This window comes from Niallia sp. FSL W8-0954 (assembly GCF_038005605.1).
GTDB classification, from domain to species: Bacteria; Bacillota; Bacilli; order Bacillales; family Cytobacillaceae; genus Niallia; species Niallia circulans_A.
Window position 1 is genome coordinate 2537142 of record NZ_JBBOTN010000001.1, and the last position, 21816, is coordinate 2558957.

Annotated in this window: 19 protein-coding genes and 2 pseudogenes; 17 read left to right on the forward strand and 4 right to left on the reverse strand. The window is 35.6% G+C overall.

Annotation, left to right across the window (positions count from 1 at the left end; all coding sequences use genetic code 11):
- Window positions 1-40 precede the first annotated feature (40 nt).
- The 8 genes from gltB to NX902_RS12510 all read left to right on the forward strand — a co-directional run bounded on the left by gltB (window position 41) and on the right by NX902_RS12510 (window position 12253).
- Window positions 41-4594 carry a glutamate synthase large subunit gene (gltB, locus tag NX902_RS12475; RefSeq protein WP_095328784.1) on the forward strand — a complete coding sequence of 1518 codons (4554 nt, stop codon included), beginning with the start codon at window positions 41-43 and terminating at the stop codon, window positions 4592-4594.
- 15 nt (window positions 4595-4609) lie between these two features.
- Window positions 4610-6103, forward strand: a complete 1494-nt coding sequence (gene gltD, locus NX902_RS12480; RefSeq protein ID WP_095328785.1) for a glutamate synthase small subunit — start codon at window positions 4610-4612, stop codon at window positions 6101-6103.
- Between the two features lie 342 nt (window positions 6104-6445).
- Complete coding sequence (locus tag NX902_RS12485; RefSeq protein ID WP_095257302.1) at window positions 6446-6991, forward strand: HD domain-containing protein; 546 nt, start codon at window positions 6446-6448, stop codon at window positions 6989-6991.
- 88 nt (window positions 6992-7079) lie between these two features.
- Entirely contained in the window at window positions 7080-9266 is a 2187-nt protein-coding gene (locus NX902_RS12490; protein ID WP_123257684.1) for an AAA domain-containing protein, read from the forward strand.
- A gap of 125 nt (window positions 9267-9391) precedes the next feature.
- Window positions 9392-10051, forward strand: coding sequence for a peptidylprolyl isomerase (locus tag NX902_RS12495; protein WP_123257685.1), 660 nt, complete (start codon window positions 9392-9394; stop codon window positions 10049-10051).
- 83 nt (window positions 10052-10134) lie between these two features.
- On the forward strand, window positions 10135-10572 hold the full coding sequence (locus tag NX902_RS12500) for a peptidylprolyl isomerase (RefSeq protein ID WP_047943443.1): 438 nt from the start codon (window positions 10135-10137) through the stop codon (window positions 10570-10572).
- A gap of 60 nt (window positions 10573-10632) precedes the next feature.
- Entirely contained in the window at window positions 10633-11376 is a 744-nt protein-coding gene (locus NX902_RS12505; protein ID WP_095328787.1) for an SDR family NAD(P)-dependent oxidoreductase, read from the forward strand.
- Between the two features lie 103 nt (window positions 11377-11479).
- Complete coding sequence (locus NX902_RS12510; RefSeq protein ID WP_095328788.1) at window positions 11480-12253, forward strand: TerC family protein; 774 nt, start codon at window positions 11480-11482, stop codon at window positions 12251-12253.
- A 45-nt stretch (window positions 12254-12298) separates the two neighbouring features.
- On the opposite strand, the gene NX902_RS12515 is transcribed toward NX902_RS12510, so the two are convergent.
- On the reverse strand, window positions 12299-12817 hold the full coding sequence (locus NX902_RS12515; RefSeq protein WP_341161077.1) for a ribonuclease H-like YkuK family protein: 519 nt from the start codon (window positions 12815-12817) through the stop codon (window positions 12299-12301).
- 257 nt (window positions 12818-13074) lie between these two features.
- On the opposite strand from NX902_RS12515, the gene NX902_RS12520 reads away from it, so the two are divergent.
- The 3 genes and pseudogenes from NX902_RS12520 to lepB all read left to right on the forward strand — a co-directional run bounded on the left by NX902_RS12520 (window position 13075) and on the right by lepB (window position 15168).
- Window positions 13075-13974: a DUF4349 domain-containing protein gene (locus NX902_RS12520; RefSeq protein WP_123257686.1), complete on the forward strand. Its 900-nt coding sequence runs from the start codon at window positions 13075-13077 to the stop codon at window positions 13972-13974.
- Between the two features lie 100 nt (window positions 13975-14074).
- Window positions 14075-14602: pseudogene (locus tag NX902_RS12525) on the forward strand (GNAT family N-acetyltransferase).
- A gap of 41 nt (window positions 14603-14643) precedes the next feature.
- A complete protein-coding gene (lepB, locus tag NX902_RS12530; protein ID WP_095328791.1) occupies window positions 14644-15168 on the forward strand; it encodes a signal peptidase I in 525 nt (174 codons plus the stop codon).
- 63 nt (window positions 15169-15231) lie between these two features.
- Here the strand turns inward: lepB and NX902_RS12535 are convergent, their stop codons facing one another.
- Complete coding sequence (locus tag NX902_RS12535) at window positions 15232-15411, reverse strand: DUF2533 family protein (RefSeq protein ID WP_235850203.1); 180 nt, start codon at window positions 15409-15411, stop codon at window positions 15232-15234.
- A 205-nt stretch (window positions 15412-15616) separates the two neighbouring features.
- Between NX902_RS12535 and NX902_RS12540 the strand changes: the two genes are divergently transcribed.
- From NX902_RS12540 to chrA, 6 genes are all read left to right on the forward strand, one after another.
- Window positions 15617-15988, forward strand: a complete 372-nt coding sequence (locus tag NX902_RS12540; protein ID WP_095328792.1) for a GntR family transcriptional regulator — start codon at window positions 15617-15619, stop codon at window positions 15986-15988.
- Window positions 15985-16869 carry an ABC transporter ATP-binding protein gene (locus tag NX902_RS12545; protein ID WP_341160747.1) on the forward strand — a complete coding sequence of 295 codons (885 nt, stop codon included), beginning with the start codon at window positions 15985-15987 and terminating at the stop codon, window positions 16867-16869. The genes NX902_RS12540 and NX902_RS12545 overlap by 4 nt, the downstream gene beginning before the upstream one ends.
- A complete protein-coding gene (locus tag NX902_RS12550) occupies window positions 16853-17503 on the forward strand; it encodes an ABC-2 transporter permease (protein ID WP_341160748.1) in 651 nt (216 codons plus the stop codon). The genes NX902_RS12545 and NX902_RS12550 overlap by 17 nt, the downstream gene beginning before the upstream one ends.
- A 209-nt stretch (window positions 17504-17712) precedes the next feature.
- Complete coding sequence (locus NX902_RS12555) at window positions 17713-18666, forward strand: tyrosine-type recombinase/integrase (RefSeq protein WP_123259424.1); 954 nt, start codon at window positions 17713-17715, stop codon at window positions 18664-18666.
- A gap of 155 nt (window positions 18667-18821) precedes the next feature.
- Entirely contained in the window at window positions 18822-19289 is a 468-nt protein-coding gene (locus tag NX902_RS12560) for a CoxG family protein (RefSeq protein ID WP_341160749.1), read from the forward strand.
- Window positions 19290-19446: 157 nt separating this feature from the next.
- On the forward strand, window positions 19447-20643 hold the full coding sequence (gene chrA, locus NX902_RS12565; RefSeq protein ID WP_235973253.1) for a chromate efflux transporter: 1197 nt from the start codon (window positions 19447-19449) through the stop codon (window positions 20641-20643).
- Window positions 20644-20704: 61 nt separating this feature from the next.
- Here chrA and ribH read toward each other — a convergent pair whose 3' ends face one another.
- Both ribH and ribB read right to left on the reverse strand, forming a co-directional pair.
- Window positions 20705-21178, reverse strand: a complete 474-nt coding sequence (ribH, locus tag NX902_RS12570) for a 6,7-dimethyl-8-ribityllumazine synthase (RefSeq protein WP_095257294.1) — start codon at window positions 21176-21178, stop codon at window positions 20705-20707.
- A 30-nt stretch (window positions 21179-21208) separates the two neighbouring features.
- Window positions 21209-21799, reverse strand: a pseudogene (ribB, locus tag NX902_RS12575) (3,4-dihydroxy-2-butanone-4-phosphate synthase); the annotation flags it as partial.
- Window positions 21800-21816: the final 17 nt, after the last annotated feature.

Sequence of the window (21816 nt, forward strand, 5' to 3'; positions counted from 1 at the left end):
ATAAAAAAATTTGTTAGAAAATCTGACAGGGGTGGTTGAAATGACGTACAACCAAATGGAAAAGGCACAGGGCTTATATAGACCGGAATTTGAACATGATGCATGTGGAATCGGACTGTACGCTCATATAAAAGGGGAAGCGACGCATGACATTGTGAAAAAAGGTTTAAGTATGCTTTGTAAATTGGATCATCGCGGCGGTCAAGGGAGCGATCCTTTAACAGGAGACGGAGCTGGATTAATGGTTCAAATACCTGATACCTTTTTTCGAAAAGAACTTAAGGAATTCAATCTTCCCGAAAGCGGAAAATACGCAGTAGGAATGATCTTTTTTTCTAAAGATGATCCTCACAGAGAAATAATCGAAGCAAAAATTAACGAATATATTAAAGAAATGGGTCAAGAACTTATTGGCTGGAGAACTGCACCAACAGATTTCAGAAAAATCGGAAAAGTCGCACAAGAAAGTTGTCCGATTGTCCGCCAAGTATTCATTCAATCAAGCATAGAAAACAAAGATAAATTAGCTTTTGAGCGAAAATTATATATTATCCGTAAACTTGCTGAAAATTGGGGAAGAGCAGAAGAAAAAGAATTTTATTTCGCAAGTTTGTCATCTAGCACCATTGTTTATAAAGGACTTCTCACATCAGACCAAGTCGAAAGCTTTTATTTAGATGTGCAGGATCCGGCTTTTGTATCCGCGTTTGCTATTGTTCATTCCCGCTTTAGCACAAATACTTTTCCTAGCTGGGAAAGAGCACATCCAAACCGTTACTTAATTCATAACGGAGAAATTAATACTTTACGAGGAAATTTCAACTGGATGAAAGCAAGAGAGCAGCAATTTGTATCAGAAGTTTTTGGAGAGGATTTGCAAAAGGTACTGCCGATATTAGATGCAAATGGTAGTGATTCTTCTGTATTCGATAATGCACTTGAATTCTTTATCCTCTCTGGACGCACACCTGCTCATGCAGCTATGATGATGATCCCAGAGCCTTGGACTGAGAATCCCCATATTTCAAAGGCGAAAAGAGATTTTTATGAATATCATAGTAGCTTAATGGAACCATGGGATGGCCCTATGGCAATCACTTTTACGGACGGTAAACAAATCGGTGCTATATTGGATCGTAATGGTTTGCGTCCAGCAAGATATTATGTAACGAAAGATAATTATATTGTTTTTTCTTCAGAAGTGGGAGTTGTTCCAGTCGAAGAAGAGAATATTCTTTATAAAGAGCGTTTAAGTCCTGGGAAAATGCTATTAATTGATCTTGAAGAAGGTCGTATTGTTTCAGACGAGGAATTAAAAAATACCATTGCTTCGGCACATCCTTATGATGAGTGGTTAGATGAAGTTATTCGACTAGAGGAGAATGTAGAAGAAAAAGCAGAAGACTTTACGGATTTACTTGCAAGGCAGAAAGCATTTGGCTATACGTATGAAGATGTCCAAAAAAATCTACTTCCAGTTGTTTTGGAGGGCAAAGACCCGATTGGATCGATGGGAAATGATACGCCGCTTGCTGTCTTGTCTAATAAGCCGCAATCTTTATTTAATTATTTTAAACAGCTATTTGCACAAGTAACTAATCCGCCAATTGATGCTATTCGGGAACATTTGGTTACATCTACTTTAACTTGGTTAGGTGCTGAAGGTGATTTGTTACATCCTGATGCAAGTAATTGTCATAGAATCCAATTGAAAACACCAATATTATCAAATAGTGATGTAGAACAATTACGATCTCATACATTTACTGAATTTACAGCCCGAACACTAGATAGTTTGTTTACAGATGATTTAGAAAGCAGTTTAAATCAGCTCATGCAAAAGGCAGAAGAAGCAATTGCACAAGGTGTGTCCTTGCTTATTCTTTCAGACCGTGCAATGAAACGAGAAGAAAAAGCGATTCCCGTTTTATTAGCTGTCAGTGCTTTACATCAGGATTTAATTAAAAAAGGTCTGCGGACGAAAGCAAGTATTATCGTAGAATCTGGTGAAGTAAGAGAGGTTCATCATTTTGCAAGTTTAATAGGCTTTGGAGCCGATGCAATTAATCCCTATTTAGTATACGCAACCTACAATCAAGCAATCAAAGATGGGATGCTGTCCCTTTCCTATGAAGAGGCGGTAACAAGATATAATACAGTCATTACAGAAGGTGTTGTAAAAGTAATGTCTAAAATGGGTATATCTACTGTCCAAAGCTACCGAGGAGCTCAAATTTTTGAAGCTGTCGGTATCGGCGAAGAAGTTATCGACCGTTATTTTACTGGTACTGTTTCACAGCTTGGCGGTATTGGATTAGATATAATTGCCGAAGAAGCAACGAAAAGACATGAATGGGGTTATCAAGATGGGATGGACGAAACATTAGATTCGGGGAGCGATTTTCAATGGAGAAAAGGCGGGGAACATCACGCTTTTAATCCGAAAACAATCCACACCTTACAATGGGCATGCCGCAAAGGAGATTATTCCTTATTTAAACAGTTTTCTGAGGCTGCAAATGAAGAAAGCATGAGTTTTTTACGAAATTTATTTGCGTTTGATTCAGCACGACAGCCTATCGATATGAAGGAAGTGGAATCAGTAGAATCTATCGTAAAACGATTTAAGACTGGTGCAATGTCCTTCGGTTCTTTAAGTAAAGAAGCACATGAAACATTAGCAATTGCCATGAATAGATTAGGTGCCAGCAGTAACAGTGGGGAAGGCGGAGAAGATCCTTCTCGATATATGATAGATGAAAATGGCGATAACAGAAGAAGTAATATTAAGCAGATAGCTTCTGGACGTTTTGGGGTTAAGAGCCATTATTTAATAAACGCAAAAGAATTGCAAATTAAAATGGCTCAAGGAGCAAAGCCCGGTGAAGGAGGTCAATTGCCAGGGAATAAAGTATATCCGTGGGTTGCTGAAGTTCGCGGTTCTACACCAGGCGTTGGATTAATTTCCCCACCCCCGCATCACGATATTTATTCTATCGAGGATTTAGCTCAGCTCATTCATGACCTGAAAAACGCCAATAGAGACGCACGTATTTCAGTAAAATTAGTTTCAAAAGGCGGAATTGGTACCATCGCTGCTGGTGTTGCAAAGGGTGCTGCCGATGTAATTGTTGTAAGTGGATACGATGGAGGTACAGGGGCTTCACCGAAAACAAGTATTAAACACACTGGGCTTCCGTGGGAATTAGGTTTAGCAGAAGCGCATCAAACGTTGATGCTAAATGGTTTACGAAATCGTGTTGTTTTAGAAACAGATGGTAAACTGATGACAGGAAAAGACGTAGTACTTGCAGCCCTTATGGGAGCCGAAGAATTCGGCTTTGCTACAGCACCACTTATTGTAATGGGATGTGTGATGATGCGAGCTTGTCATTTGGATACATGCCCAGTGGGGATCGCTACCCAAAATCCAGAATTACGCTATAAATTTGCTGGAGATCCAGATCATATTGTCCATTTCATGCGTTTTGTTGCAGAAGAAGTACGTGAACTAATGGCACAATTAGGATTCCGCACAATAGAAGAAATGGTTGGAAGAACAGATGTATTAAAGGTAAGTGAACAGGCGCAATCGCATTGGAAAGCAAAAGATTTAAACTTATCGAAACTATTGTATCAAGTCGATGGACCAAGAACATTCGAAACACCACAAAACCATAAAATTGATGAAAGTTTAGATATTCAAAAAATACTTCCAGCAGTTCAAAAAGCTATTGTCAATAAAGAAGCGCTCCACTTGCATTATACTATCCAAAATACTAATCGTGTAACAGGTACAATTGTTGGCAGTGAAGTATCAAAATTATATGGAGAGGAAGGACTTCCTGACAATACAATCAATTTACATTTCACAGGTTCAGCGGGTCAAAGCTTTGGTGCTTTTATTCCCAAAGGCATGAGCATGTACTTAACAGGTGATGCAAACGACTATATTGGCAAAGGGCTTTCTGGAGGAAGAATTGTGGCAAAGGCACCAGCAGACAATTCATTTATTGCGCAAGATAATGTTATTATCGGAAATGTTGCATTTTACGGTGCTACAAGTGGGGAAGCGTTTATTAACGGAAAAGCAGGAGAAAGATTTGCGGTTCGTAACAGTGGAGCGAGTGTTGTAGTAGAGGGTATCGGTGATCATGGCTTAGAATATATGACTGGCGGAGAAGTCATTATTTTAGGTGATGTCGGAAAAAACTTTGCTGCAGGTATGTCAGGTGGAGTTGCCTATGTTTTATCGAAAGACGCGGACAAATTTAAAGCAATGTGTAATAAAGAAATGATAATCTTTGAACAATTAGAAGAACAAGCAGAAATAGAGAGAATAAAAGGGCTTATTAAAAAGCACATTGAATTAACAGGTAGTTTAGCAGGTCAACAAGTACTTGCTAATTGGGATAAATACGTTCAACAGTTTGTCAAAGTTATTCCAAAAGATTACAAACGAATGATCGCCAACATTCAAAAGGGACTTGAAAATGGTTTATCGGAAGAAGATGCCGCAATGGAAGCTTTTGCGAATAATTCCAAACAAGACAAAAAAAAACAAGCAAATAAAATTAGCGTATTAGTGCAGTAGAAAGGAGAGAACAGAATGGGAAAAGCAACTGGATTTATCGAATATAATCGGGAGGAAGCGGAAGAAAGAAATCCGCTTTCCCGTCTAAAAGATTTCAAGAAATATTCTGCTCCTTTCTCTGATGATGTACTTCAAAGACAAGGGGCAAGATGTATGGACTGTGCAACACCATTCTGTCATATCGGGATGGAAATTGCGGGAAGTACATCCGGCTGTCCAATCCATAACTTAATCCCTGAATGGAACGATTTAGTTTATAGAGGAAGATGGAAAGAGGCATTAGATCGTTTATTGAAAACAAATAATTTCCCTGAATTCACTGGTAGTGCTTGTCCAGCTCCTTGTGAAGGTTCCTGTACTGTAGCGATTTCAGATCCTGCTGTGGCGATTAAAAATATCGAACGGACTATTATTGATAAAGGATTTGAACAGGGCTGGATCCAGCCGCGGATACCGGCAAAGAGAACAGGGAAAAAAGTAGCCGTTATTGGTTCAGGACCAGCAGGGCTAGCTAGTGCAGATCAGTTAAATCAAGCAGGGCATTCCGTAACTGTGTATGAACGTGCAGATAGACCAGGCGGATTATTAATGTATGGGATACCTAACATGAAAATTGAAAAAAAAGATGTGGAAAGAAGAGTGAAACTACTTACACAAGAAGGTATTGATTTTATTACTAATACAGAAGTAGGGAAAGATATAACAGCTTCAGAATTAAGAGAACAGTATGATGCTGTTATTCTATGTACTGGCGCGCAGAAACAAAGAGATTTAGTAATGGAAGGCAGAGATGCTGAAGGTGTGCATTTTGCCATGGACTATCTATCTGGTGTAACCAAAAGTTTACTAGATTCCAATTTTCAAGATAAAAACTTCATTGATGCTGCTGGAAAAGATGTGATCGTCATCGGTGGCGGCGATACAGGTGCAGATTGTGTAGCAACTGCATTACGTCAGAACTGTAAAAGTGTAGTTCAATTTGGGAAGCATCCAAAGCTTGGGATAATGCGTTCAAGTGAAAATATGTGGCCAGCAGCGCCTAATGTATTCACATTAGAATATGCTTACGAAGAAGCTGAACAAAAGTTTGGTGAAGATCCAAGACAATATGGTATTCAAACAAAAAGAATGGTAAAAGATAGCGACGGAAAGCTAAAAGAGCTTCATACTGTTTCGATGGAAAAAATAAAGCAAGCAGACGGAACGTTTATTTTCAGAGAAATTCCTGGTACGGAAAAAGTATGGCCAGCACAGTTAGTATTTATTGCAATCGGCTTTGAAGGTCCAGAACAACCAGTACTGAAACATTTTGGACTAGAAACAACAAGTCGTAAAGTTGCTGCGGTATATGGCGATTTCACAACGAATTTGGAAGGTGTATTTGCTGCTGGTGATGCACGCAGAGGGCAAAGCTTAATCGTATGGGCAATTAACGAAGGCAGAGAAGTTGCCAGAAAAGTTGATGAATACTTAATGGGAACCTCGATTTTACCCACTGTAAATGCATAAAACGAGAAAAAAGATGTGATTAATGAGATATCACATCTTTTTTCTATATCCGTTAATATCTAACCTATAAAATCTCTTTTACAAAGGAAGAAAATTTTACGCATTCAAAATATTAATAAAATTCCAAATAAACGCTTTCCTTAAAACAATTAATAATCAACTTATAATCTAAGCCATTTAGCTATTTCAAGTGTTTTTTATTATCATTTTACAAAAAATATAATATAATAGGAAAAATACTTTTTTAAACGGATTAATACGGGTAGGATAAAGCAAATAAAGTTTATCAGACACTCTCTCAATATCGAGTGTTATTGTATATAAAGAAAGGAAGTGTCGGAGATGAGAGACGTTAAACTTCTCGATATATATAATCATCATATTGCACAAAAATATATTACACGTTCAGGTTTAGCTCATGCTCTGGCAGTTGCTTATCATGCTTTTGAAATGGCAAAAGAATCAAATGTCGATGTCGATAATGCAGCTAAAGCCGGATTTTTACATGATATGGGACACTATACATGGTATAAAGATGGAAAATGGGATTATAAATTATATAGACAAAATGACATTCATCCAATAAAAGGGGCAGAAAGAGCACATAAATTATTAATCCGTTTAGGAGAAAATCCAATTAAAGCAAAAGAAATAGCTTTAGCCGTTCTTTTCCATACAGATAGTTTCATTCCTGGTGGTTCCGTGATTTTAACCCCCTTACAAAAAATTGTTAAACTAGCTGATGAAAAGGACGAGGAGCCTGGGGGACATCATCACTATCGTACGATAACAAAGGAACGGGCAATAAAGAGTTTAGAACGATTAGATGCAAAAATTGATGAATATATAGAACAACAAACGAAGAATAGCAAAGAACTAGAAGGATAGAACTGGATTTCCCTGTTTCTATTCTTCTTTTCTTTTAAATGCTATAATAGAAAAATCGACTTTTTTAGAAAAGGAATTAAAGGGGAAAATGACAAACATTATCACTACCATTAAACAATGGCAGCAAGCACTACAAATCGAGATCAATCATTTAAAAAAATACGGGCAATCGAAAGTTGCTTTATATAATGGAATTCTCCTAAACACAGAAAATGACTTTACGTATTATTTTGAAAGCATCAGCAATCTAAAGGTTCCAATTGGATCAAATGTAATGATCCACTGGGGAAGTCAGGCTGTAAGGGGGAGAGTATTGTCGGCAGATGGCAAGAGCCTTCTTATTATTTTGGAAAAGGAGATTGGGGAGGATGTCTCAGAAGCATATTTATCCCATGATCCTTGGGAGCTATTAGAACAGCTGCAAATCCGTTTTGATACTATTAAAAAAAATAAACGTAAGCTTAGTAGAATCGTTAAATTAATGCAACCTAGTGAAGAAACAAAGCACCCAAGTGAGCAACTGAAAAATCATGTTCATGAGCTCTCTTTAAGATGCAAATATAACCCCGTCTCCTTTGTGTGGGGGCCGCCTGGAACAGGCAAAACATATACATTAGCTAGAGTTGCTCTACAACGTTATTGGAAAGGTAAGAGGATTTTACTCTTAGCACAAAGTAACCAGGCTGTAGATGTTCTACTCACGGAAATAACGACAACGATTAAAGAAAAGGACCGATTTAAAATAGGGGATATCCTTCGCTATGGGGGAAATAGCAATAATGCATCACTTGAACAAGAAAAAATTACAACAAGTTCCTTATTAGATAAAAAGGATATGGATCTTGCCAAGCAAAAACAGTATTTTTTTGAAGAAAAACTAAAACTTAAACAAGACCTTTCTTATTCGTTTACAACAAGAGATTCTGCTCAGTTATTAGAGATGGAAGAGAAATTAGCAAATGTGATGGAAAAAATCAGAAAAAGGGAACTGCAATTTGTACAAAAAGCAAAAATTGTTGGCACGACAATAGTAAAAGCTGCCACAGATCCAGCCATCTATGAAGATGAATACGATTTAGTAATAGTAGATGAGGCGAGCATGGCATATATTCCACAAGTCGCTTTTTCTGCATCACTAGCAAAAAGAATCATTATTTGTGGAGATTTTAAACAGTTACCTCCTATCGCAACTAGCCGTCATGCTTTAGTAGATAAATGGTTAAGAGAAGACGTATTCCACGCGACAGGCGTTGCCAAAACGGTTCATAGTTCATCGCTTCATCCTCAGCTTTTGTTATTAAACGAACAAAGAAGGATGCATCCAAGCATCTCTCAATTTACCAATAAATATATCTATCATTCCCTTGTAGGAGATCATAAGAGGGTGGAAAGAAACAGAAAAGCAATCGCAGAAAAACTACCTTTCCAAGGAGATGCCAATATTTTATTAGATTCAAGTCAATTTGGCGCATATGCCACCTTTGAGAGAGCTTCGAAGTCCCGTATGAATTATATCCATCTATTATTAGCTCTGCAAGTTATAAATGAGGCTTTAAGTGAAAAAGGAACAACGAGTATCGGCTATGTTACTCCATATCGAGCGCAGGCAGAAATAATGGAAGCAATGGCAGCAGAATTTTTCCCGGAAGCCATCATGGAAAAACGACTAATTGTGGCTACAGTTCATCGTTTTCAAGGAAGCGAAAGAGATATAATCATCTTTGATAGTGTAGAAGGACAGGCATTTTTAAAGCCTGGAATGCTTTTAACTGGTAAAGAAAGCGGTCGGTTAATAAATGTGGCGATCAGCAGGGCAAAAGGAAAATTTATTCATATAGCAAACAGGAACTATATAAAAACAAAAATAGATAGGAAGAAAACGATCCGACAGCTTGTCAATCATCAAGAAAGTTTTAATAAAGTGGTAACCAACCAACAAATTGGCGAGTGGATTCAAAAGAAGAATCCTAAGCTATTTTGGACGCACGCACAAAGAGTAGAATTACTAGAAAAAGATATCAAACGATCCAACCATACAATAATAGCCTCTTTTCCAAAACAGAACGAGATATTAAAACAACAATGGAAACAGCTTCTTAATAGAGGGAGTATAGGTTCAGCTCCTGGTATACCGTTTCCTTTCATTATTATTGATGAAAAAGTTATTTGGTTTGGTTTGCCGTCCGAATTAGTGAATGGCAGTACTCCACCGTCACTAGCAGTGCGTATACATTCTCCTTATTTAGCTAGTTATCTATTAAAATATATATCATGAACAAAAAGCATTATCCGAAGATTTGGGATAATGCTCTTTCTTTAGCTATTATCAGTTATTCATTGTACAAATAAAAACGTTTTCGTTAAAATAGGAAAGAATCCATACAGAGGAGATGATGTTATTTGAGTAGAAAACAAAGAGGTGGTATAGTATTTTTCTTGAGTTTAGTCCTTCTTTTACTACTGTCAGGCTGTGGCACAACGAAAAGTGAGCCATCAAATGAAGAAAATACAACACAAGCAAAAGTGATTTCACCAGACGACTATCCTATTGTAACGATTACGATGGAAGATAATTCGACCATTACATTAGAACTTTATCCTGATAAAGCCCCTAATACAGTCAATAATTTCGTATCATTAGTGAATAAAGGTTTTTATGATGGATTAATTTTTCATCGGATTATTCCTGATTTTATGATCCAAGGCGGCGATCCCAATGGGAATGGAACAGGCGGGCCAGGCTATTCGATTAAAGGAGAATTTTCAGAGAATGGGTTTGAAAATGACTTAAAGCATGAAAGAGGCGTAATTAGCATGGCAAGGTCTCAACTGCCTGATTCTGCTGGGTCACAATTCTTCATTATGGTTGCAGACGCCCCTCATTTGGATGGAGAATACGCTCCGTTCGGGAAAGTGATAGAAGGCATGGATGTCGTCGATAAAATAGTCTCTTCAAAAAGAGATAAGAATGACAAACCAGTAGAAGAGATAAAAATGAAACAAGTTACTGTAGATACAAAAGGTATCGATTATGAAGAACCAAAGAAAATAAAAGAATAATGGATAAAAGGAACGTAATATTTTCTTTCTTTCCGAAAAGATGATATGATAAAAGCTGATTTTGAAATAAGGAGATGTTGATCATGGCAACTAAAGGATACATATTAATGCAAAATGGTGAAAAAATTGAATTCGAATTATATCCAAACGAAGCTCCTGGAACAGTAGCTAACTTTGTGGAACTTATTAAAAAAGGTTTCTATAATGGTTTAACATTCCACCGTGTAATTCCTGGTTTCGTCAGCCAAGGCGGCGACCCAAATGGAAATGGAACAGGAGGACCTGGATACACAATCAAATGTGAAACAGAAGGAAACCCTCACAAACATGTGGAAGGAGCTCTTTCTATGGCACACGCTGGCCGTGATACAGGCGGAAGCCAATTCTTTATCGTACATGAGCCACAACCGCATTTAGATGGTGTTCATACAGTATTTGGACAAGTTACGTCCGGTATTGCTGCTGTAAAAGCAATGAAAAATGGCGATGTTATGGAAAAAGTGGAAATCACTGAAGAATAAATACAACAAGGCAGGCTGAGAAATTGGCTTGCTTTTTTATATGAATGGTTGGTGATTAGAATGTACAAAGATAAAGTTGTCATTGTAACTGGGGCTAGTAATGGTATTGGCAAAGCAATTGCAAAAGCTTATTTGCAAGAAGATGCCTATGTTATCCTAGCTGATATAGATGAAGAGCAAGGAAAACATGTACTTGATTCTATAGAGCAAAAAGAGAGAGCAATTTTTATAAAAACCGATGTTCGAAACGAAGCAGATATCATTCAAATGGTTGAGACAACACAAGCGAAATTTGGAAAGATTGATATCTTAATTAATAACGCCGGTAAAGGCATTTTTAAATCATTTTACGATTTAACGATAGAAGAATGGGATGATGTGATAAATACGAATCTCCGCAGCGTGTTTCTTTGTTCAAGAGAAGTCGCAAAAATCATGCGAACTCAAGGCGCAAAAGGGTCGATTATTAACATGTCATCTAGCAGAGCCTATATGTCGGAACCTAATACAGAAAGCTATAGTGCTAGCAAAGGTGGAATTATGGCTATTACTCATGCTTTGGCAAATAGTTTAGCTGATGCACATATAACAGTTAACAGCATATCACCAGGCTGGATCGAAACGAAAGATTATGAAAATCTGCGAGAAAGCGATCATGAACAGCATCTATCACAAAGAGTAGGTAAACCTGAGGATATTGCGAGAGCATGTCTTTTCCTCACAAATCCGCAAAATGATTTTATTACAGGAACGAATCTTATGGTAGACGGTGGTATGACAGTAAAAATGATTTATGAAGAATAATAGAAGGTATTTTTTCTTCTTTCCTTTATTACAGTTGCTATCTGAAAATGATAGGAGTATAATAGCTTCCATATGATTACATATAATAATGGAGGCTCATTAAGTGGACGTTTTACATCAGATATTATCAACCTATGCTTCATTTTTTGATTGGAAGATGTGGGCAGAAGTATTAACAGATCCAGTATCATGGGGATTAATCGGATCGTTAGTCATTTTAGAAGGCTTATTATCAGCAGATAATGCGCTCGTATTAGCAGTAATGGTAAAACATTTACCGCCAGATAAACAAAAAAAAGCATTGACATATGGTTTATTCGGAGCCTATTTTTTCCGTTTCTTCTTTATTGGAATTGGTGTTTACTTAATCCATTTTACCTGGATAAAAGTAATTGGAGCAGCATACTTAGCATGGATTGTAATTAAGCATTTCTGGCTTGGTGAGGAAGATGAAGATGCCTCAGCGATGAAGAAAGACAGTTGGACAATAAGATTGTTCGGCGTATTCTGGGCAACTGTTATCTCCGTAGAATTAATGGATTTAGCCTTTTCGGTTGACAGCATATTAGCATCTTTGGCTGTTTCAAATGAAATCTGGATTCTACTGATTGGTGGAATGCTCGGTATTTTAATGATGAGAACTGTTGCCAAATTATTCTTAGTTCTCATTGAAAAAGTTCCAGAATTAGAGAATACCGCCTTTGTATTAATTGGGATAATCGCGGTAAAGATGTTTGCTAGCATTTTTGGATATGAATTAGATCACTATGTATTTTTTGGGATTCTAATTGCTGCGTTTATTATCACATTTATCATTCATTTTATTAACAAAAATAAAAAGGTTTCTGAAGAAGTTGCTTCTTCAAAAGAAAAATAAATGTATTTTGCCTGTTCCGTTTGTGGACAGGTTTTTTTTATTTAATTATTTCGTATACTTATTAGCATAGGATGAAGCAACAAATGAATCAGGCTTAATTTTTGGTTCGATACCTATTGACTCCATTCTTGCTACCATTTCATTGACAAATTCTCTTGTTTTATTTCTTCTGCCTGCTCCAATATCTATATGTCCCTCTATCGAGAAAGTTGCTCCTTGATAAACAAAGGGGAGGACAACATCAATTAGTTGGCTTTTCCTATCCTCTGTGAACAGACTAACTACCTCTTCTGTAAGTGTTGTCTCATAGGAGATTTTCTCATGAAGTCTTAGAATCTTCCTTGGTATGATCACTTTTCTAATACATGCCCAAGCACCTTTTCCTTTATTCATAATGACTATTCCTGTAATAAACTTCGTATGTGTGGAATGCACTTGTGAATCTGTACCAATCATTAATTGATAATTTCCCGAAGGACTTCTAGACATAAAAGCAAGGATACGCTGAAAAACGATATCAAAGGTCATATTTTTCTCTTGTAAGTTTTGAAAAGTCATTTCCATATGCCTGTCTAACTCCACAAAGAATCCCTCCGTATAAACGTTATTTCCACCACTTTTATAACATTGTATGATAATCAAATGGATTTATCCCTGTAACTAAATTTGTATTATCGTATACAAAGAATACTGAATTGGTGTAAAAAATGGTCTTTATTTAGATGAACATAATAATGAGTTTTATAATAAAAAATGGAATTAAACTGAAACTTAATTTCTTCTTATCCGTCTAATCATTAACAAAACGCAGGAGGAAAAAAATGAAAAAATTTCTAATTATATTTAATTGGTCGTTATTATTTCTATTATTATTAACTGGATGCTCACAAAATTCCGAAGATAAAGCAGCTGATAGCAGAGATTATGAAAAGGCTGATTCCAATGTCATCGATGCCCAGAATGAAATAGGAGAACTACCCGCAACAGATAGTAAAACGGTAAAAGAAAATAACGGTCAAGCAATTAGTAATAATGACCGATTAGTTATTTATAATGGTAATCTATCCTTAAAGGTGAAAGACTATCACAACGTAGAGAAGCATATCCAATCAAAAGCAGCAGAGCTAGGCGGGTATATAGTGGAATCATCCATTCATGATAGTGGTACTGATTATATAAACGGAACTATTATCGTAAAAATACCTCAAAAGCATTTCCAAACTTACCTAAACGATATCGAAAAGAAAAGTATAAAGGTTACAGAGAAGAGTATCACCGGCAACGATGTGACTGAAGAATATGTGGATTTGCAATCACGGCTAAAAGCTAAGGAAGCAGTGGAAAAAAGGCTACTAGCTTTAATGGAACAAGCAGAAAAAACAGAAGACCTTCTTAAAATTTCAAATGATCTTGCAACTGTGCAGGCAGAAAAAGAACAAATATTAGGTAGAATGAAATACTTAAAAAATAACGTAGACTATTCGACTGTCACGATCCAACTGGAAGAAGAGTTAGTAAAAGTGGGTTCTATTCAAGATAAAGAGTCTTTAAATACATGGGAAAAAGCAAAAAGTCAATTCGTGAGCACGATTAACGGGTTAATTTCCTTCCTTTCAAGTGTCATCGTGATGATTGTTGGATTATCACCAATTTTAATTCCTGTTGTAGTTATTGTAATAGCTTGGATTATATATAGAAAAAAGAAAAACAGGTCAGAGTAATTTTATCGTGGCTATGCTATAATGGAATTAAATTCCTCCAGTGGGAGTTTAATCTATTAATATCATCACATTCATATTTATTAAGGAGTGGCTAAAGAAATTGAAATCAGCTGATCAATATCTTATCCGCCATGCGAAACTAGAAGATGCAGAAGCAATTTTTGCTATTCAGCAATCTGTGATTGCCGAAGAAGATTATCTGATAACTACTATCGAAGAGTTTAATCAAACACTGGAAGATCAACAGGCATGGGTCGCTAAAATTTTGCATCATAATGAGAGAGAAACTATCCTAATTGCGGAAGAAACCAATAAAGTAATTGGCTTTATTGTCTTTCAAACAAAAAATAGACAAAGACTTAATCACACAGGATCACTTGGGATGATGATAAGTAAAAAGCATAGAAGTAAAGGAATAGGAAAATAACTTATAAAAGCACTACTAGCATGGGCCAAAGAAAACCCGCTGATTGAAAAAGTTAGCTTAGGTGTTTTCTCAACAAATACTAGGGCTATTTCTTTATATACTTGTATGGGATTTATAGAAGAAGGTCGTAAAATAAAAGAAATCAAACTGTCAGAAAATGAATATATAGATGATATTTTAATGTATAAAATGGTGATCTAAATAGAACCAACTAATTTTTAAAGAGAAAAGAGGGAAGCAATATTAATAAGAAATCAGCTTTTCAAAGAGAGCTAAAGTCGTGGATTATTGCACTTATTTGCGCATTACTATTTGTGTTTATTTGCCGTAACTTTATTTTTGCCCCTGTTAAGGTAATAGGACAATCCATGCAGCCAACATATGAAAATCAAGATAGAGTGATTGTCTCTAAAGTTGGCCAAATCAAGCATTTTGATACCATCGTCTTTCATTCACCAATAGAAAAAGAAGATTATATAAAAAGAGTAATCGGCTTACCTGATGATACGATTGAAATTTATGATGATACACTTTATATTAATGGCGAAAAATATGACGAACCATATCTTCAAGAGAAAAAGAAGCATTTACTTCCTAATCAGAGATTGACGGAAAATCTTAAAGTTACAGTACCTAAGGGGCATCTATTTGTATTAGGGGATAATAGGCAAAATAGTATGGATAGTAGACAGCTTGGTTGTATATCAGAGGATGCTGTTGTCGGGAAAGCTGTTTTTCGATTTTATCCTGTTATGGAAAATTATTAATTAATAAAAAAACAGTCTTGGATAGGAGCTCACGTCCAGAACTGTTTTTTTATTTAGAACGATTTACAAATTCACATACCATTGCTTATGTAACATTTTCTCTAATTGAATGACACCATGTCTTGCCAATTCGTTTATTCGCTCTGTAACTTCATTTATTTGTGTCTCTCCAGTTTTGCAAAGTATAATTGCCTCTTCAATAAGAGACTCGCGACTTTGGTCTAATTGTTTAAATTGATTCATGCGTGAATTTATTTTTTCCCCATTTAGTTCTTCCTGCATGTTTTGTATATTATTTTAGATACTAATGATAAAAATAGAAGAAACTGTTTGTTTACATAATATTATTATGATAAATTAAAAACTTGTCTAATTATGAGGGTTGACACAACTGTTATATCTGTATATACTGACTATATACAGATATAACAGTTGAAAGGTGTTTCTAATGAATATTTTTATCTCCAATTCCTCAGAGGAGCCTATTTATTTGCAAATAGTAAAGCAAATAAAAGAGCAAATAGTAGCAGGTGAACTAAAAGAAACACAATCTCTTCCTTCTATTAGAAGTCTTGCAAAAGAACTTAAAATTAGCGTTATTACAACTAAAAGAGCCTATGATGAACTTGAAAAAGACGGTTTTATTGTTACAGTCGCTGGAAAGGGCTCATATGTTGCAGCAATAAACAAAGAAATACTTCGTGAAAACAAATTGACAACAATCGAGGAACATTTAACAGAAGCCAGCAGTACAGCTAAGCTAATCGGGTTAACATTAGAAGAATTACAAGAAATATTAAAAATTATTTATAAAGGATGAGCACAGTGGAAAACACATTAGAACTTATCAATGTATCGAAGAGCCGACAAGGTTTTTCTTTAGACAAGATTAATATTACCTTAAAAAAAGGATTTATAATGGGCTTTATTGGTCCAAATGGAGCTGGAAAAAGCACAACAATCAAACTAATTATGAATTTAATCAAAAAAGATAGCGGCATGATTAAAGTCTTTGGATTAGATAATGAAAAGCATAGTATGAAAATTAAAGAGAGAATTGGCTTTGTTTATGATGATAATCACTTTTATGAAGAGTTAACAATAAAAGAAATGAAGAACATCATCCGCCCATTTTATTCACAATGGGAAGAAAGCACATTCCTTAAATATGTTAAGGATTTTTCTCTACCAATGGATAAAAAAATCAACGAGCTGTCAAAAGGGATGAAAATGAAATTCTCATTAGCTATCGCTCTTTCTCATCAAGCTGAACTCTTGATTATGGATGAACCAACTTCTGGTTTAGATCCACTGGTTCGGACTGAATTGCTAGATGTACTGCAAACATTAATACAAGACGAAAATAAGACAATCTTTTTTTCGACTCATATAACCTCAGATTTAGATAAGATAGCCGATTATATTACTTTAATTAATAATGGACAAATCATTTTAAATAAAACGAAGGATGAGCTGTTAGAAGAATATACTATGGTTAAAGGCAAAGATAGCACACAGATTATCAATGATAAAAATTTAATCGGTTTAAAGAGTAATGATTTTGGTTTTGAAGCATTATGTAAAAACAAAGAAGAGGTAAGAAAGCAATTTGGAAATTCTTATTTCTATGAAAAGCCAACTTTAGAAGATATTATGGTGTTTTACACAAGAAGGAGTGGTGGTCATGTATCATCTAATTAAAAAAGACATTCTTATCCAAAAAAGATCAATAGCCTTATCACTATTGTTAATTTGTTTCTTCTCTGTTTCTCTTTCCAGTCTTGGAGAAGTTGGACTAATGGTTGGAATACTAGCAATTACTTATCAACTCCTTCTGGGAGCAAGTGCATTAGAAGATAAAAATAACAGTGATAAAGTTCTTATTAGTCTTCCGATAAAACTATCTACCATAGTATTATCAAAATATGTGTCCATCTATGTTTATGCAGCTTTTGCAGCAATTGGCTTTTATCTGATCCATGTTCTTGTGAAACTATTTCACATTCCGTTGGATGTTCCTTTTAGTTATATCATTCTCATAGGGGGAGCAATAATGGTAACAATATGTTTTTCTATTTCTTTACCTATGATTTTTAAATTTGGCTATTTAAAAGCAAAAATGGCTAACTTTATTCTTCTTTTCGTAATAGTGTTTGGAACAACTGGTATAATGAAGTATTTTGCAAAACTAGATAATCAATTTATCCAAGAAACGATGATTCGTTTATCGACATTATCAAAAGAAGAACTGGGATTAATCCTGATAATTCCACTTCTTCTTCTTCTAGTATCCTATTTTATCTCACTGAGCTTTTATAGTAAGCGAGAATTTTAAATATAGTGAAAAGAAAGAACATGTACATTTAAAGGTACTGTTCTTTTTTTATTTGCCACTCCGCTATCTAAATGTATACCTGTCATTAAAGTTTTAAATCTCTTCTAATTAATTTCTCATCATTACCGCGCATAATATCTCTTATGTGCGGTTTTTTAAGAATTATTGTATACTAGAATTATTACTATATAGATTAGGTGGCAATACATATGATCACAAAAGAAACATTATTTTCTTGGTATGAAGAAGAGTTAACGCTCTTTCGAACAGAAATGGATAATAAGGACTACAGTATATTTACGATCGATAATTATTTACGGGACATCTATTTATTCCTCGAATTTATTACACGAAAAAAAGAAGTATATATGGACTTAAATTCAGTAAAAAAATTACAGGTTACCCTTTTTATGAACGAACTAAAAACTAAGCGCGCAAATTCTGCTAGTTCGAGAAATAGAAGATTGACAGCCATTCGATCCTTTTATAAATGTTTAGTGGATTATGAGCTTGTCCTAAAAAATCCCGCTATTGATTTGGAGAGCGCGAAAGAACAAAAAGGAAAACTACCAAGTTATTTGGAAAAAGACGAATTAAAATCTTTTTTTGAGATGATTGGCAAGGTATCCCAAAAGCAGCATCAAAGACGGAACAAAGTCATCCTTGGACTCATGGCATTTGCAGGATTACGGGTAATGGAAATACACTCTCTTAATCTGTCGTCCATTAATCAAAACAGGGGGATTCACGTACTGGGAAAGGGAAATAAAACTCGTTATATTCCGTTACCGAAAAAGTTGATGGAAGAATTACAATTATATATAGAAGAAAACAGGATTTTCCCCATGAAAGGACAGGAAGATGCACTCTTTATTTCAAGGAGAGGGAAGCGAATATCCAGAAGACGTATTCAAGAAATAACGGAGCGGATCATTGATCAAATGCGAAAAGAATATCCGGAGCTAAAATGGAAGGAAAAAGGGATTTCTAGTCATAAATTACGACATAGTTTTGCGACACATTTAGTTAGAGATGGACGAGATATCCGAACAGTACAAGAGCTACTCGGTCATACTAATTTAAATACAACACAGAAATATACGCATGTATCTGATTTACAAAAAGAGCAAGCAATGGACTTGGAAATTTCAGAATACATATAAGTTTATCATAACTTTATTATGTAAACTAAATGACTTTCTTATTCATAATCGGACATTTGACAGCATATATATATCCATGATGTATGTTAAAAAGCAATCTCTTTTATTTGCTAGAACAGAAAAAGAATGACGATAAAAGTAAGATTAGTTTGTCAATGAAAGATAAGGGAAGTGTTTTGATGCCAAGTAAAAAGCATTCAATTATCGTCCATGCAAATGCAAAAAAGGTTTGGGATTTTGTTCGCTCTATGAACAACTGGGCACCATTAGTGCCAGGATATGTGAACCATGAAATCATCAACGACACAGTATCAACTTGGGAATTTAAAATTGATATGGGGCTTTTTAAGAAAAAAATAGAAATGAAGGTAACGATATTAGAGTGGAAAGAACCTACAAAGGTTACCTTTGACTTAGAAGGAATTAATGATCATTTTAAAGGAAATGGCTATTTTATGGTAGAGGTAAAGGATGCTAATTATACGAAAATGACAGGCTATTTAGAAATTAATTCAACTGGTACTTTTCCTACTATAACAAATAATCTTATGGAGCCCAAGCTAGAAGAAATCGCAGAAGAATTGACAATTGCAGTTAGTAAGGCTATTGAGGATTTGCAATAATATGATTATGTTAACTTAAAGCATTAAGTGATAAAGGAATATTCTTTTAATCATTTAATGCTTTTCTAAATTTTATGTAAATTTCCCTTTCCTATACTTGGTTAAATAGGCATTGTCCATTATGATAAAGATTACTAATTATTTTGGAGGTTTGTCATTGAAAAAAGGACAACAATTGAAGAATAGGACAAATTTTTTAGAAATTTTCCTTATTTCCACAAAACTAGGATTGACATCATTTGGTGGCCCCGTTGCACATTTAGGCTATTTTTACGATGAGTACGTAAGTCGAAGGAAATGGCTGGATGAGAAAAGCTATGCTGATTTAGTTGCCCTTTGTCAATTCTTGCCTGGTCCAGCAAGCAGTCAGGTTGGGATAGGGATAGGAATTTTACGGGGAGGACTCCTCGGTGGGATTATTTCTTTTTTAGGATTTACATTTCCTTCTGTTATTGCTCTAATAATCTTTGCTAGGATGATAGATGTCTTAGACATAGGGAATGCGGGTTGGATACACGGTCTAAAAATAGTTGCGACAGCCATTGTTGCCCATGCGATATTTGGTATGGCAAAGAACTTAACACCAGACCTAAAAAGGAAGACCATTGCACTTTTTGCATTAATACTCACACTTTTATGGCAAAGTGTCTTTTCCCAGGTAGGAGTAATTATTTTATCAGCTATCATTGGTTATTTTCTTTATAAGCAGCAAGTGAGACAACAAAATCAGGTGGATATTTCTTTTCCAATTTCAAAACAAGTAGCAAGTGTTTCTTTAGTCTTATTTTTTTCCCTTCTGTTTCTTTTACCGATAATTCGCGAGGTATTTTCATACCAATGGATTGCTATGTTTGATAGTTTTTATCGTTCTGGGTCTTTAGTGTTTGGAGGAGGACATGTAGTATTGCCACTTTTAGAGCGCGAATTTGTCCCAGGTGGATGGTTGAGTGAAGCATCATTCCTAGCTGGATATGGTGCAACCCAGGCAGTTCCTGGTCCTTTGTTTACGTTTGCTGCCTATATTGGAACCGTCTTAAATGGATGGGGTGGGGGACTACTCGCGACATTCGCCATCTTTCTGCCAGCTTTTTTATTAATTGTGGGAACACTCCCATTCTGGAATTTTGTCAGAAAAAATCCAAAAATTCAAGGAGCTATAATGGGTGTAAATGCTGCGGTTGTTGGTATTCTAGTCTCATCTTTTTACCAGCCTATTTGGACAAGCAGTATCTCAGATGCGAGTGATTTTGCTTTTGCAGCCATTTTATTTTCGATGTTAGTCTATTGGAAACTGTCGCCATGGATTGTTGTTATAACGGGTGCATTGGGCGGGATGCTGCTTCCTTATTTGTAGTTATAACTTTTCTAAAAAAACCTATAAACGAGAGAGCCTCGTTTATAGGTTTTTTGGTGTTTTAAGCTTGTGTTAATTGGTTATATAAATTTCCCATTTCAATGGCATTAACGGCAGCTTCCCAGCCTTTATTTCCAGCTTTTGTACCTGCTCGTTCAATTGCTTGCTCGATGTTTTCTGTTGTAAGAACTCCAAAGATAACAGGTATTTCTGTACTTAACGAAACGTTTGCTACGCCTTTTGCTACTTCATTGCTTACGTAGTCAAAATGAGGTGTTGCACCCCGAATAACAGTACCTAATGTAATAATAGCATCATAATTACCAGACGCGGCCATTTTTTTGGCTGCTAAGGGAATTTCATATACACCAGGCACCCACATAACAGAAATATTATCCTCGTTTACTCCATGTCGGTTTAATGCATCTTCTGCTCCAGATAAAAGCCTTGTTGTAATAAATTCATTAAAACGGGATACAACAATCCCGATTTTTAAATCAGTCCCAATTAAATTTCCTTCAAATACTTGTTTCATTCTTTATTCCACCTTTTGTAATAAATTTTGTCGGTATTGAATTAAATCTTGAATCGTAATCATTTTCAAAGCAAATTCTTCAGCGATTTGCTTTAAATCATCCACTCTTGCCATTGTTCCATCTTCCTTTAATACTTCCACGATCACTCCAACTGGATTAGCACCAGCTAGTATCGCTAAGTCAACAGCAGCTTCAGTATGTCCATTGCGATTTAGCACACCGCCATCCTTTGCAATGAGAGGAAAGATGTGTCCAGGTCTTGTAAAGTCATCGGCTTTAGCGTCTGAATCAACCATTTTGCTTATAGTAAAAGCTCGTTCATATGCACTAATCCCTGTTGTTGTCTCTTTATGGTCGATACTAATTGTAAATGCAGTGCTTCTCGGATCTGTACTATTAGTAACCATTGCAGGAAGGTGTAGTTTTTCTGCTAAATTTTGTTGAATAGGGACACAGATTAGACCGCGACCCTCTTTTGCCATGAAATTGATCATTTCTGGTGTAACGTGATCTGCCAAGCCGATAAAATCTCCTTCATTTTCACGATCTTCGTCATCGCAAACAATTACCACTTTGCCATTTTTTAAATCGTTTAATGCATCTTCTATGGAATCAAACATCGTTTTCTTCCTTTCGT

Excerpts from the sequence above, each read along its gene's own strand:
- gltB (WP_095328784.1), top strand. The coding sequence starts at position 41 with ATGACGTACAACCAAATGGAAAAGGCACAGGGCTTATATAGACCGGAA.
- gltD (WP_095328785.1), top strand. The coding sequence starts at position 4,610 with ATGGGAAAAGCAACTGGATTTATCGAATATAATCGGGAGGAAGCGGAA.
- NX902_RS12485 (WP_095257302.1), top strand. The coding sequence starts at position 6,446 with ATGAGAGACGTTAAACTTCTCGATATATATAATCATCATATTGCACAA.
- NX902_RS12490 (WP_123257684.1), top strand. The coding sequence starts at position 7,080 with ATGACAAACATTATCACTACCATTAAACAATGGCAGCAAGCACTACAA.
- NX902_RS12500 (WP_047943443.1), top strand. The coding sequence starts at position 10,135 with ATGGCAACTAAAGGATACATATTAATGCAAAATGGTGAAAAAATTGAA.
- NX902_RS12505 (WP_095328787.1), top strand. The coding sequence starts at position 10,633 with ATGTACAAAGATAAAGTTGTCATTGTAACTGGGGCTAGTAATGGTATT.
- NX902_RS12515 (WP_341161077.1), bottom strand. The coding sequence starts at position 12,817 with ATGGAAATGACTTTTCAAAACTTACAAGAGAAAAATATGACCTTTGAT.
- NX902_RS12520 (WP_123257686.1), top strand. The coding sequence starts at position 13,075 with ATGAAAAAATTTCTAATTATATTTAATTGGTCGTTATTATTTCTATTA.
- NX902_RS12535 (WP_235850203.1), bottom strand. The coding sequence starts at position 15,411 with ATGAATCAATTTAAACAATTAGACCAAAGTCGCGAGTCTCTTATTGAA.
- NX902_RS12540 (WP_095328792.1), top strand. The coding sequence starts at position 15,617 with ATGAATATTTTTATCTCCAATTCCTCAGAGGAGCCTATTTATTTGCAA.
- NX902_RS12545 (WP_341160747.1), top strand. The coding sequence starts at position 15,985 with ATGAGCACAGTGGAAAACACATTAGAACTTATCAATGTATCGAAGAGC.
- NX902_RS12550 (WP_341160748.1), top strand. The coding sequence starts at position 16,853 with ATGTATCATCTAATTAAAAAAGACATTCTTATCCAAAAAAGATCAATA.
- NX902_RS12555 (WP_123259424.1), top strand. The coding sequence starts at position 17,713 with ATGATCACAAAAGAAACATTATTTTCTTGGTATGAAGAAGAGTTAACG.
- NX902_RS12560 (WP_341160749.1), top strand. The coding sequence starts at position 18,822 with ATGAAAGATAAGGGAAGTGTTTTGATGCCAAGTAAAAAGCATTCAATT.
- ribH (WP_095257294.1), bottom strand. The coding sequence starts at position 21,178 with ATGAAACAAGTATTTGAAGGAAATTTAATTGGGACTGATTTAAAAATC.